Annotated in this window: 12 protein-coding genes; 4 read left to right on the forward strand and 8 right to left on the reverse strand. The window is 50.7% G+C overall.

Translation table 11 applies throughout. The annotated features are described in order from the left end of the window. Positions 1 to 17: 17 nt before the first annotated feature. The 4 genes from GBK04_RS07980 (at position 18) to GBK04_RS07995 (ending at position 6331) form a co-directional block, all read left to right on the forward strand. Entirely contained in the window at positions 18 to 3497 is a 3480-nt protein-coding gene (locus tag GBK04_RS07980; protein ID WP_152758431.1) for a hypothetical protein, read from the forward strand. A 61-nt stretch (positions 3498 to 3558) separates the two neighbouring features. After that, positions 3559 to 4110 carry a hypothetical protein gene (locus GBK04_RS07985; protein WP_152758433.1) on the forward strand — a complete coding sequence of 184 codons (552 nt, stop codon included), beginning with the start codon at positions 3559 to 3561 and terminating at the stop codon, positions 4108 to 4110. Next, entirely contained in the window at positions 4100 to 5710 is a 1611-nt protein-coding gene (locus GBK04_RS07990; RefSeq protein WP_152758435.1) for a hypothetical protein, read from the forward strand. Before GBK04_RS07985 ends, GBK04_RS07990 begins: the two co-directional genes overlap by 11 nt. A 6-nt stretch (positions 5711 to 5716) precedes the next feature. Beyond that, positions 5717 to 6331: an OmpA family protein gene (locus GBK04_RS07995; RefSeq protein WP_152758437.1), complete on the forward strand. Its 615-nt coding sequence runs from the start codon at positions 5717 to 5719 to the stop codon at positions 6329 to 6331. Between the two features lie 31 nt (positions 6332 to 6362). Here GBK04_RS07995 and GBK04_RS08000 read toward each other — a convergent pair whose 3' ends face one another. The 8 genes from GBK04_RS08000 to GBK04_RS08035 form a co-directional block, all read right to left on the reverse strand. Further along, positions 6363 to 6830: a GNAT family N-acetyltransferase gene (locus tag GBK04_RS08000; protein WP_373330814.1), complete on the reverse strand. Its 468-nt coding sequence runs from the start codon at positions 6828 to 6830 to the stop codon at positions 6363 to 6365. Positions 6831 to 6914: 84 nt separating this feature from the next. Next, a complete protein-coding gene (locus tag GBK04_RS08005) occupies positions 6915 to 7433 on the reverse strand; it encodes an acyl-CoA thioesterase (RefSeq protein ID WP_152758441.1) in 519 nt (172 codons plus the stop codon). Positions 7434 to 7593: 160 nt separating this feature from the next. After that, on the reverse strand, positions 7594 to 8442 hold the full coding sequence (locus GBK04_RS08010; protein WP_373330815.1) for an outer membrane beta-barrel protein: 849 nt from the start codon (positions 8440 to 8442) through the stop codon (positions 7594 to 7596). Between the two features lie 120 nt (positions 8443 to 8562). Next, complete coding sequence (locus tag GBK04_RS08015; RefSeq protein ID WP_373330816.1) at positions 8563 to 8874, reverse strand: nucleotidyltransferase domain-containing protein; 312 nt, start codon at positions 8872 to 8874, stop codon at positions 8563 to 8565. Positions 8875 to 8885: 11 nt separating this feature from the next. After that, positions 8886 to 9587, reverse strand: coding sequence for a head GIN domain-containing protein (locus GBK04_RS08020; protein WP_152758443.1), 702 nt, complete (start codon positions 9585 to 9587; stop codon positions 8886 to 8888). Between the two features lie 93 nt (positions 9588 to 9680). After that, entirely contained in the window at positions 9681 to 12224 is a 2544-nt protein-coding gene (locus GBK04_RS08025) for a PspC domain-containing protein (RefSeq protein WP_152758446.1), read from the reverse strand. 32 nt (positions 12225 to 12256) lie between these two features. Beyond that, on the reverse strand, positions 12257 to 12616 hold the full coding sequence (locus GBK04_RS08030; protein WP_152758448.1) for a PadR family transcriptional regulator: 360 nt from the start codon (positions 12614 to 12616) through the stop codon (positions 12257 to 12259). Between the two features lie 97 nt (positions 12617 to 12713). Then, a complete protein-coding gene (locus GBK04_RS08035; protein WP_152758450.1) occupies positions 12714 to 13307 on the reverse strand; it encodes a hypothetical protein in 594 nt (197 codons plus the stop codon). Positions 13308 to 13327: the final 20 nt, after the last annotated feature.

A 13327-nucleotide genomic window follows, 5' to 3' on the forward strand; every position in this document is an offset into this window, starting at 1 on the left:
GCCAACAGCTAAAAAATATGAGCAAAATATTCGGCCATACCAACCGGGGCGGCAAGGATTGGTTTCTCTCTGATGCCTACTCCGACAAAGAAATCGAGTCGATCAAAGATCCCGAAGGCGGCAGCGGCGATTCGCTTTCGCCCGCTATCCCCAGTCCCTTCGCGCGCATCGACCTGGCCAAATCGGCCTTTCGCAACATCAACAAAACGCCCGACCTGAAAGCCTACACCACCAACGGCAATGTACTGGCGAGCCGGATGGACGAAAAGCTGGTATCGAACTGCCTCGACCTGGCCGAGATGCTGTTCAACAGCGACAGTTTGCGGGAGAATATGCGGATCATCGTGTGGGACAAAAACGCCGAGATTTCAAGAATGAAAGCCTCGTCCGATGCGCACCGTCGCCTGGCCGAAACGCTGGAACTATACCTGCAGCAGGATAAGGAATCGTATAATTTCGACTTGCTAAGGCGACTCTACCTCATCGAGTTCAACCACAAAATCATCGGTTGTTCTTCGCCCGCGACGCTCTTTTTCCCAACGGCAAACGACCTCAGCCACGCCCAGATCAAGCTAACCAAAAACGATGTTCTGTTCGACAATCACTATGTGCCATTGTACGAACGGGAAGCCGAATTTCAAAAATATTTCCATCACCTGTTCCGCGCCAATCCGTTGCTGGCCAGTAAGATGAAGGTGGTAAATGACTACCTGGCCAAGAATCTAGCGATTCTCGATCGGAGGAATCACGCGCTCTACCAGGAAATCAACAAACTTAATCCTGCCGCTTTTTTGAACAATTACTCGGAACTGGATACGGGGGCCGCGGGCGATGTGATCGAGGTCATCGGGGTACCTTTGCGGAAGCGTAAAAAGGAAGACATCCTGGGTTCGATCGGAGAGAGTGATTTCCGCATCAATGCTTCCAAAAGTCTGGCGGGTGCGCCGCCGCTGGTATTGCAGAATAACTTTAATAAACGCCTCCGCTACGTCAACGACGACTGGGATCACACCATCGAGGTACCCTACGCCGATTCGGAAACCGTTTTGGAAAAACGCAGTCTGCCCGGTGCCCGGATTCAGTACCCTTACCTCACCGTCAGCGACTTTCTGGAACCCTACCTCATCCGGCTGGTGTACCCCATCAACAAGGAAAAGTTTTTCGATGGCAACGTAAATCCCGAGGTAGGCGACGATTCTCAAGGATTTTTACTACCGCTCAAAAAACAGTTTTTCGAGTATTTCACTCCCAACGATCTGCTGGGTGCCGGGCCGGGAAAACCCAGTATCGAGATGACCCAGGGCGTGGCCGGGTCGGTGAAAGTGACGCTGCGTATCCCGATCATGCGGGAGGGCGAGTACATCGCCTTCGAGCGGACCTACTACCAATCGCTGGAACATCAGATTTCGAAGCCCGACGAGGCTGCCAACAAAGGCGTCGTAGTGGAGCAGCAGGTCGGTCTGACACTCTTTCCCTTCGTCAAGACCAACATCCCCGATCTGGCTTCGCCCTACCGCGTGCAGGTTATTGACCGGAACGTGGCGGGTGTGTTCAAGAATTCCGAGTACGTGCTGCAGTTTTTCAGTCAGCGCTCCAATGTACCCATCAAGGTCATCAACGAAGAAACGGCCAACTCAGGCAAGCCTCGCAAACGTACCCGCAAGCAGGCCGCCGATGCCACGACGCAGTACTACGTGCTGAACGATGAGTTTGACTACATCTACCTCAACGACGCCGGGCAAGTGGACATGGGCGGAGTAATCATTCCCAAATGGCCGCATTTTGCGAATGGCAACACCGTTTTCACGTTCGCGCTGGACTTTGGTACCACCAATACGCATATCGAGTACAAGGCGGGCGCTTCTGCACCGAAAGCTTTCGACATCACGGTGGAAGATATGCAGATCGCCACGCTGTTCGATCCGGCCAAGACGAGCGAAGACTTTGGCGGTTCGGGGGCCATCGCTATCCGCGAATTTGTGGACTATGAGTTCCTGCCCGAGCAACTGGGGGGTACCAACCGCTTCAAATTCCCGACCCGGACGGTTTCGGGCGAAGGCAAAGATCTGGATCTGAACAAGGAAACCAACAGTCTGGCCGATTTCAATATTCCGTTCACGTACGAGAAAACGCACGATGGGGTCAACGAAATTAAGTCAAACCTGAAATGGGCCAAGGTAGAGCCGGGCAACACCAAGCGCATCCGGGCCTATTTCGAAACGCTACTCCTGATGATGCGCACCAAGGTACTTCGCAACGGCGGCAACCTGCACGAAACCCGGCTGGTGTGGTTTTATCCCAGCAGCATGACCAACAACCGCAAGGACAGTCTGGAAGGCCTAATCAACGATTTATTCGCGAAATACTTCAAAGGCACCAACACGCCCATCGGCATCAGCGAGTCGCTCGCGCCTTTCTATTACTATAAAAATACGGGTCAATTGCCGGGGGGTACCTACTCGCCCGTCGTGTCCATTGATATCGGGGGAGGTACCACCGATGTGGTGGTTTTCAAAGCTAACAAACCTATTCTGCTGTCATCGTTCAAGTTTGCGGCCAACGCTATTTTTGGGGATGGTTTCTACGAGTTTGGGGCTACTTCGAACGGGCTCATTAAGAAGTACACGCAGCATTACGAAATGCTGCTAAGTGCCAACAAGCAGTACGATCTGATGAAGGTACTGGATTCGATCAAGGACAAAAACAAATCCGAGGACATCATCGCCTTCCTGTTCTCGCTCGAAAACAACTACCGTATCCGCGACGCCAGCCTGTTTTCATTCAATTCGCTGCTGTCCGAAGACAAGGATTACAAGATCATTTTCCTGTATTTCTATTCGGCCATCATGTACCACGTGGCGCAGCTGATGAAAATCAAGTTGCCCGATACGGAAATGCCGAAAAATATTGTCTTCAGCGGTACGGGTTCCAAAATCCTGCGCATCCTGACCCGCAATCAGAAAACGCTTTCGGAACTTTCCGAACGCATTTTTGAAGCGGTTTTTGAGAAAGAATTCGGGTACGACAATCTGGTGATCAAAGCCGAAAAAGATATTCCGAAAGAACTGACTTGCAAGGGCGGGCTCATGACCAACCCCGAAGATCTGGACATCAATATCAAGAAAATAAAATCGGTGCTGACGGGCCTGGAAGACCAGTCCATCACCCAGCTCCGCTACTCCGATCTGACTAACGATGTGCAGAAGGAAATCACCGACTACGTGGCCGATTTCAATGAGTTGTTTCTCGATTTAAACAAAAAGATGAGTTTCTCGGATAACTTCGGGGTATCGTATGATTCCCTGGAAATTTTCCGCAATAACATGAACCGTCATCTGCGCGACTACCTGGCCGAGGGGCTGGATTACACCAAAAAGCTGGATGAGGTACGTTCGGACGAGAAAGAAGTGGAGGAAACGCTGTTCTTCTATCCAATTATCGGTATCATCAACCATCTTTCGAAGCAGCTGGCCGAGTTGACGCCCGTGACCAGTTAATCGCGCGCTGATTTGCGTTTTAAATGCCAACCAGCCTATTACCATCAATCTCAACGCAATTATGCCCGCTTATAGTAATTCAAGAGACAGTGAAGTTGAACGGTTGAAAAACAGAATCAATCTGTTGGAAAGCGATGTTTCCAAACTCAGGCAGGAAGTAAAAGCCCTGTCTATGAAAGTTAAAAGCGCAGAAATTCCGATGGAAATTTTTGTGGGGGGTACCCCTCCTCCGTCTGCTCCGCAGGTACCCCAGTCCACTCCCCCACCTACCCCCGAGCCAGAAAAGACGTCCCACGTTTTTTTCCTCTCCACGCCCAATTCGGACGGGAGTTTCAACAATAGTTCGGCCAATTTTTCTTACAAGGAGGGGGCTTCCATCTACAAATTTCAAAATTTCAAAGACAACAAGGCCACGTTCCGTATCGACGAGCGGGAGGCATCCGTAAAGCTGGCGCTGAGCTACCCCGACAAAAACATCGACCCTGTCTGCGATGCGCTGAACGCCTTCGATCCGCGCGCCCGAAAAATCTTTACGGTCGAACCGGGAATAGCCGAACTCACGGGCGACAAATGGCGGGTCATCACCAAAGCCCGCATCCGGTATGAAAGTTGAAATCTTTGAAATTTTCCTGATCGGTATCATCATTGTCATCCAGTTTACCGTTTTTTTTCGTACCCGGCGGCAAATTGGTATTTTCAGGACGATCATTCCCGAAGTGAAGGAATTGAGTGTTTCAAAGGTATTAGTCTTGTCTTTGGATCTGGACAGGCTCCCCCCGCGCATAATTCTGGAAAGTCTCGACAAGTACCGGGGTAAAGTGAAAGGCGTTCCCTCGATTTTTTTGCAGGTAGCGGATGCCGATGCTCCCAAGGATTTCCAGCACGAGGCCATCGGCCGAGAAGAATTTGAATTGGAGAGCTACCAGACATTGAATGCCCTTCCCAAAACGCAGGTCAACCTCATCGAAAGCCAAGCCGATCCCAATCCCATTTTTACCAACATTCTTTTTTCGATCAACAACTACCTCATCCGCAATCGGGGAGCTTCCTCGGATTTTAATCTGATCCGGGACATTGTGGTACGCAACACCGATGCCGTTGAGGAAGACATTAACCTGTCGGTCAGCATTCCGCTGTACCTGGGCCTGATGGGTACCATGCTGGGCATCGTGATCGGCCTGTTCAACATGCCGGACATGTCCATGGCCGTGGACGCCGTAGCCAATAACGGACTGCTGAACGAAGGCATTTCGTCGTTGATCGGTGGAGTAAAAATCGCGATGATCGCCAGCTTTACGGGGCTGTTGCTCACGATCATCAATTCGGGGGGTACCTTCAAAGGCACTCGCACGTTGGTGGAAGCCCGCAAGAACGAGTTCTATACCTTCATTCAGGTGGAGTTGTTGCCCATTATCAACCAGGGCATGGCGGCTACCTTCGAATCGCTGCAACGCAATCTGCTGAAATTCAACGAAGAGTTTACGGTCAACCTGACCAAAATGTCGGGGATTTTCGATGCCAACACCCGGACGATCATGGCGCAAAAAGAATTGCTCGATGCGATTGACGAAATGAAGGTATCCGAGATGTCGCAGTACAATGTGAAGGTACTGCAGCAGTTGGATGGATCGATCAAGGAATTTGAGAAATTCAATCTTTCCCTCACGCATGTAAATGCCTTTGTGACCAACGCGCAACGCATTGTGGAGCGTACCAATGAGCTACTCAAACGTACCGAAAACTTCCAGACCATCGCCGACAATCTGAACGGAAAGCTGACCCAAAGCCAGCAACTCATGGAGTTTTTGCAGTCGCACTTTGCCAATCTGGAACAGCATAAGGAATTCACAGCCAATGCCGTAGCCGACGTCGGGCACGCTATTTCCGATTCCTTCAAGGATCTTGAAGTGCACATCCTGAATTCCAGCGAGGCAGTGAAACAGTTTACCGTGGACGAAACCGAATCGCTGCGCAAGGCGCTGTCGAGCAGTCATACTAGCCTGAATAACCTGCAGCATTTGACTACTCTGACGCAGGATGTTTCGCAATTCAGGGAAAATGCGGCTTCGCAGGGCGAACGTACCCGCCAACGGCTCGACGAGTTGAATTCGAAAATGACGGCACTGCTCGGTTTGCTTGCCAAAGCCGAGGAAGACCGCGCCAACCAGAAGCTCGGCGCCCGCCTGAAGCGAATTTTCGTCTCCGGAAAATAGTACCGCATGAAATCACAGAATTCCGGTTTTTTCTGGCCCAGTTTTGCCGACTTGATGACGAGTCTGTTTTTCATCATGCTGGTACTTTACGTACTTACCTACCTCAAGCTCACCAATCAGCAGCGCGTGACGCAGCAGCAGTTGAACAAAATCAAGGAGGTACAGGCGGCGGTAAAAGAGCTACCGCGAAAGTACTTTGCCTACGATTCGGTGTACAAGCGGTTTTCGCTGGTGCAGAACATTCAGTTTGCCCAAAAGAGCGATGAAATACGGCAGAGTGACATCCAGTACCTGACCAATGTGGGAAAATCGATCAGTAATTTGATCGATACCCTGAAAACGAAGTACGCCGGACAGGACATTAAGTACGTCGTTATAATCGAAGGTATGGCCTCAAAGGACAACTATCCCGATAATTTCACGCTGAGCTACAAACGTGCGCTAGCCGTACAAAACCTTTGGGATGAGCGGAATATCCGGTTTGACCAGACGGTTTGTGAAGTGCAAGTGGCGGGTTCAGGCACGGGCGGCATCGGGCGATTCCCGCGCGCACAGGAGACTAAGAATCAACGAATTCTGATTCAGATTGTGCCAAAAATTGGGGAGATTAAGGTAGAGTAGGTGATGTTGTTGATTTGTTGATCCTGTTTGCTCAAGTAAGGCTTCGTGTATAAAGCCAGAATTTTTTACCGAGTCGAGGTTCTATTTCTTTTAAGATTGTAAAGCCCAGGCTTTCGTAGAGGTACCTTGCTTTGTGCATCATTTCGGAAGTATGCAGCGCAATGATGTGTTCACCGGTTTCTATGGCATATTCAATACATTTTTCAGTAAGTTTTCTACCGATTCCCTGTCCGCTGAAATCTAGACTCACCGTAACAAACCGTATATAACACCAGCTACTGTCGTAAATCTCCGTCGGATTCCCACTGGGAACCAGAAAACACATTCCGATGATTTCCTCTGTTTCATTCACACAAACCAAGCAAAAAGATTTTTCCAATAAGTCTCTGAATGTTTTGTCATCATTCAGATTGGCTTTGAGTTTTTGCCAATTTTCAGGTGTCAACTCCTTTTGATATTGTCCCCAGGATTTAAGAGCCAGGTTTTTCAGCCCCGGCAAGTCGTTGATATTTCCTTGTCTATAAATCATCTGCCATTCAGGTACTCATTGCATTTAAAATCCATTATAGGGTACCTTACTATACTATTTCAAATCAAACAGCGCCTTTAATTCTGTCGCCTCCTCGGGTTTGATCCGACCGGCCAGTACCAGGCGTAGTTGGCGACGGCGCAAAGCGCTTTTGTACAGTTCTTTATCAGCGTCGGTTTCAGGTACCAGCTCGGGTACCTCGATGGGCCGACCGTTCTGATCCACCGCTACGAAAGTATAGAACGCGCTGTTGGTACTGATCCGGTGCCCGGCGGGAATATCCTCGGCCCACACTTCCAGAAATACCTCCATTGACGAATTGAACGAGCGCGTCACGCGCGCTTTCATGGTCACAATATTGCCCAGTTTGATTGGTTCGGTAAACGATACATTATCCACTGAAGCCGTGACTACGATGCGGTTGGAATGCTTTTGGGCCGAAATGGCGGCGCAAATATCCATCCAATGCAGCAGCCGTCCGCCCATGAGGTTGTTGAGGGTATTGGTGTCGTTGGGTAGTACCATTTCGGTCATGGTTACGTCCGACTCGCTGGCTTTCTTGGGCTGAGGCATTTTTGTTGTGTAATTGTTGAACTGTGTAACCGTCTAATTGTAAAGGCAATAGTTGTGTTTGATTAGTGCCTGGAAAAGGCATGAATGTAACTGTCACGCCCATGATTTTAAGTTAATTGTCAAATAATTACTGAGCAATTCTTCAACAATTACACTCTCTTTAAAACTTCGGGCATCTCGTCTTTTTACGTTGCTGGGCAAAGTAGCGGGTTGTGAGTAGGTATTGCGCTTTGACACTGAGAAATACGTACGAATCTTTGACTTTGGGATTGCCCCGCTGGAAACCCGGCTGGTTAGGAGCTTGTCCGATTTCGGGGGCACGGTCAGAAAGCTGTCGGGCCAGGTCATTGGGTAGGGCGTCGGGTTCAGGATAAAAGCCGCTCACATCGTCGAGGTAGTCGGAACTCAGGAAGTTGTTGCAGAGTTCCAGCCCCAACCCCCAGCGACCCGTGAGGCGGTAGGTGAAGCCGATGCCTGCTACCACCAATAACGGTGTCTGGGAATAGTTGACCCCTTCGGTGGTCAGGGGTGGCAGACTGTACCAGGTACCCCCCAGATTGGCTTTGGGATTCAGGATCGTTGTACCCAGGCCCGCGAAAAGATAAGGATTAGCGCGGACCTGTCGCGAAAAGGGAAAAAGATCGCCCTGTGCACCTATGTAGATGTCGGGATTTCGGGTACGGAAGGAAAGATTGTTTTTGGCATTTCGGGAATACTGCTGGTCACCCTGTACCTGGTAATAACGCAGTTCACTCCGCAGGCTGACGTGCTCGGTGAGGCGATACATCCCGCCTAGCGCCAGATTCGGACCCAACCCAAGGTGGGCGAAATCCACGCCATCGACAAGGTCGCCCATGTAGTAGGCTACCCCCGCGCCGACCATCAGGGTGATAACTCCTTCGGGTGGTACGCTGCCCAACCCTTCGATCCGGGCCTGGGCATGGGTACTGGGGCGAAAAACCAACATTCCCCAGCAAAATAGGAAAACAACGAAAAATACTCTGCGCATAAGGTGTGCGGGTTGCCTTTCTCAACAATTCATGGTGCCCTGCAAATTAGCTACAAAACTATAAAAAACGCCAAAAGCCGGAATAAATCCGGCTTTTGGCGTTCATGGCTGGTCGTAAATTCAGGCTATTTCGATGCCCTGCCTTTGTACTTTTTTCAGAAAGTCGGCATCGTCAAAATCACGTTCAATTAAAATGGGTTCGATCCGATCGTCGATTTGCTTGCGCAGTTTCCACAGCAGCGGGCTTACCGAAAAATAATCGCCCTTGACCCGGTTCACTACCACAACGACGTCGATGGTGCTGTCGTCACTGTACGTACCGTTCGCATAGGAACCGTAGAGATACACATTTTCGAGCTGAAAGTGATCTTTCAGCAAAAGTCGGTAGGCCCTGACCTTGTCGATGGCTTCTCCTCTGTCCATTCCAATCATTCATCAATCATTTAGTTTTCCCGGCGGATCGAGCTGGCTCCCGAAGTACTGGAACGTACCTGGCTGGCACTCCCCGAATAACGAATGCGGCTGGCTCCACTGGCATCGGCCTGAAGTGCACTGCTGGCGACCACCGAGGCATTGCTGGCACCCGATGCTTCCAGGTTGGCTTCCTTGACGGGAAAATCCTTTCCGTCGAAAGTCGAAGCGCCCGACATTTCACCCTCCAGTATTTCCGCCTTACCCATCAACGTCAGGCGTGAAGCGCCCGAGAGGTCCACAAATACCTTGTCGGCCGAGAAATCCATTTCGACTTTAGAAGCACCGGATACGTCGATGTCCATGCCGCGCCCTCCCCGGAAGCCTTTTACTTTCGCATGGGATGCTCCTGAAAAGTCAACACCGTCGAGCGCAGGCATGGTGACCTCCACTTGTACGCTTTCGCGGTTTTTGCGCCAGCCATTATTCTTGTAGCCAATCTGTAGGGTACCCCGGCTGACATTGTATTCCAGATCGTCTAGATCGTCCTCTTTACCTGCCACAGTTACGCGAAAGCTGCTTCCCTGTTCTACATTGATCTTAAAAGCGCTTCCCATGGACAGCTTGGTAAAGTCCGATACCTTCAGGGTACGGGTAGTTTGAGGACCCTTATCTTGTGCCACACAGGCTATTACGGAAAATAAGACGAGCGAAAGTGCAAGTATTTTTTTCATAGTCATACGATTTTGTTTGGGTGAAAAGTCAGAAAGATGGGTTTTCAACAAGGATGCATAAAATCCCCCGAAAGTTGCTTAAGTCGATAATTTTTATTGTTGCGTATCGATTTTACTCGCGCCCAGGGTGGTTTTACGGATACTCCGTACCTTGCCCAATTCGGCTTTGCTGGCTCCGACTGCTTTTACATCGGCTTCATCGATAGACATGTCGGTGGCTTCCAGCTTGCAGGCTCCCGCCAATGAGATGTCTGCTGTGCGGGCCCGTCCCCGCAGTGTCACTTTCGAAGCACCCGAGGCCGCTATTTCCAGTCGGTCGGTCGTAACGTCAATTTCCGATGTAGTAGCTCCCGAAAGTCCCACGTCGAGGCGGTCGAGATTTCGGAAACCCGTAATGCGGGTTTTGTTGGCACCCGATAGCTGAACGCTACGCAGATCGGGCATGGTAATGACAAGCCCCACGCGGCGATTCCTGTTATTGAAAAAGTTGTAATCATTTTTTCCCTTCACTTCCAGGGTACCATTATTGACCGACACATCCAGTTCTTCTACGTCGTCGCGCTGCCCATCGGCTGCTACGGCGAATTCACTGCCCTGCCTGATTTCGATGGAATAGGCTCCGCCGACATCTACCCGCTGGAAATCCCTGGCCGAATATTGCTTTACATACTCACCCCGTTCTCCTAGATCAAGGCGTTCCGAATCGGAATCATCACCGTCGTCATAACTGTAGTCGTCATTCCCGTTCTCGGCATCTTCGTCCTGCTCGTAGTCACGGCTGTATTTGGCGGGTAGGTTCAGGCATACCAGCCCCGAATCGCGTTTTACGGCCCAGCGCAATTGCTTCCAGTCGCCGTTGTCACGTTGATCGAATACTTCACGGTACTCATCTTTGACCTGCCAGTCCGAATATTTTCCATGGAAGAAATCCGGCGTCATGACAAAGGGACGGTCATACGGTACCAGCACGCGCAACCTGATTTTCTGATCCCGGAAACGCGAGTCCGGATTGAGGGTAGGTTCCTCGTCAAAGCGCAACACCGAATCTTTCTGTGCAATCCGGTAGCTCATGCCCATGGCGTTGCGACGGGCATCCTGCGGCGAACTGCCCCGGGCACTGGTTTCTCGTTCGACTTTGATGCTGTCGCCGCTGTAGCCTTCCACCACCAGCCTGATGTCCCAGTTGAAATCATTATTGTCGTCGTTGTCGTATTCGTCCAAAATGGGGGTACCCGCCACCTGGTACAGATCCGTCTGCTGCACTTCACCCCGGCGCGAAAATTTCTGCTGGTATATGGCTCCCGAAATGGCGATCCCGATCAGTCCCACGACCCACAAGCCGGCCAGCGTAAGCCAGAGCGTTCCGCTGGCTACCCGACGATTGGCAATAAGTGTCAGCCCCAGTAACAGCACGACAATGAAAGGAATAATGACTACCAGCGCAATAGACAGAATAAGCGTGGAGGGTGCTTCCTGCAACAGCATGAGGGGAGGAATACTGCCGAAGGGTAGCATGTTCCGCATCCCGATGCCAAAGCCACCCCCAATCAGAATTCCCAGCAATGAAGCCACAGCTGCCGCGATCAGCAGCGCCCCGATTATGATGCGCAAAATAGGTCCAATACCTTTCAATAATTTGCCTAATCCACCAATGATGATTGCAATGGCGCGGAAGGGAAAGAGCAGCAGTCGGGTTAGTGGGGGTTCCTGGCCGTCGGCTTCGTTGAGGTTCAGGCCACGCTTAATGTTGGTTTCAATGTTGGAGAGCGTGATGGGTTCGCCCTGCATTTCCATTTTTTCGGTGAGGGTATTCGCTGCGGGCGAAATGATCCACAATACGACGTAAAGCAGTAAGCCGGTACCAAAAAACAGGATGGATAGTACCCACAAGAATCGCACTACACCCACATCGATGCCGAAGTAGGACGCTACCCCGGCGGCTACCCCACCCACAACCTTGCGGTCGGGATTACGGTAAAACTTCTTGATGCTTTTGTCTTCTTCCAGGGTAGTAGAACCCGGAAAAGCAATCCACATGGCGATATAGAGCAATACCGTAATGCCACTCACCGAACCGGCGAAATCGTCGGGGCCGTTTGTAGCGCCCGACACGGCCGGAAAACCAATGATCAGCAATAGGAATGCCAGCCGCACCCACAGAGGGTCTACGGTGAAATAATGCGCCAGACCTGATGCTACCCCCCCGACTAGTTTGCGACGCAAATCGCGGTACAGCCTACGTGGGGCGGCCGGTGCGGCAGTGGGGTTTTCGGGAATTTGCGGAGCCGAATAGGACCGCTCCGAGGTACCCGACTGCTGGCGGGGCGAGGCCGCCTGCAACGGTTCGGTTAGTAAATCCTCGGCCTGCTCGATGGCCTCGAAGTCGGCCACGGTACCCATCGCGCCAATGAGCTGATCCACATCTTCCAGGGAAATAACCTGCTTGTTTTCGGCTTTTTGTTTGGCCAGAAAGCGCTCGGCGATGCGGCCCTCGATGTCCGACAGGATTTCCTTGCTGTCGGCAAAGGATGAGAAGTAGCGTTGGACCGACCCCAGGTAATTTTTAAGTTTCTCGTAGCCATCTTCCTCAATATGGAAAACGACGCCGCCTATATTGATACTGATTGTCTTTTTCATGATAAGTGTTGTCGAATGTCAGGGATAAACGGTCAGGATGGTCTTTGGATCTGAATGGCCTCGTTGGTCTTTCGGATGATCGTCTGCACAGAATCGGCCAGATCCAGCCAGGTTTCCTGCATTGCCTCTAAAAACTGCTTTCCGTCATCGGTCAGTACGTAGTACTTACGGGGCGGTCCCGACGATGATTCCACCCATTTGTAATCCAGAAGGCCGGCGTTCTTGAGCCGGGTCAGCAGCGGATACAGGGTACCCTCCACTACCATAATGCGGGCCGAGGTCAACTCGTCCAACATGTCGGAAGCATACACCTCGCCGCGCGAAATGACGTGCAGAATGCAGAATTCCAAAATTCCCTTCCGCATTTGCACCTGGGCGTTTTCAATATTCATGGTTTTCCATTAGTTAAACTTTTGATATTCAATTTTTCGATCGTTTTGTGGAGTAGCAGAAGGTCCCGCCGAATAGGATTTTTCCGTCAATCCATCCTCATTTCAGGGCATATCCATTCTTGTATTTTCCCAGTTTATTGGTAATAAACAGAAGAAACATGGCTTCGAATATTAAGGTAAAGGGTATGACAGAGAGGTTCTTGAAAAATAACAGAATGGTCCATTCCGATGACGTATCATTCAAAATCCCGTTTTCCCGTAGGGTAAGGTAAAGGCACGTTTCGTACGCCAGCTGATCAATCAGATAGTTGAGAAGCCAGGCAACGAGTGAAAACATTATAAAATTCAACAGGAGCGTAAACCACTGGGTCCTCAGATTCCGGAGCGCAATTGACCACTGTGCCCGGCGGTCTGCCTTGTGGGTAAATATTTTTTTGATCCGCACGAATCCCGCTTTTACGTTGGCTAATCCTATTACGTAGAGGAACAAAAGTACCCGGGCCGATTCCACCACTACTTCCAAAATGATAGTTACTCCGGACGATATCTCTCCAAATCCCCCTAATTGAATCACCCTACCCAGGGCCGCAATGAGCCCCAGTCCCAATACGATCAGGAAATGCTTCCTGAAAAAATTAACGGCGCTATGAAAGCAATCCAGTTTCTCGAAAAGACGTAGAGGATGATTCATAAGTGTACATGTTAGGTGGC

Source organism: Salmonirosea aquatica (genome assembly GCF_009296315.1).
Classification (GTDB): domain Bacteria; phylum Bacteroidota; class Bacteroidia; order Cytophagales; family Spirosomataceae; genus Salmonirosea; species Salmonirosea aquatica.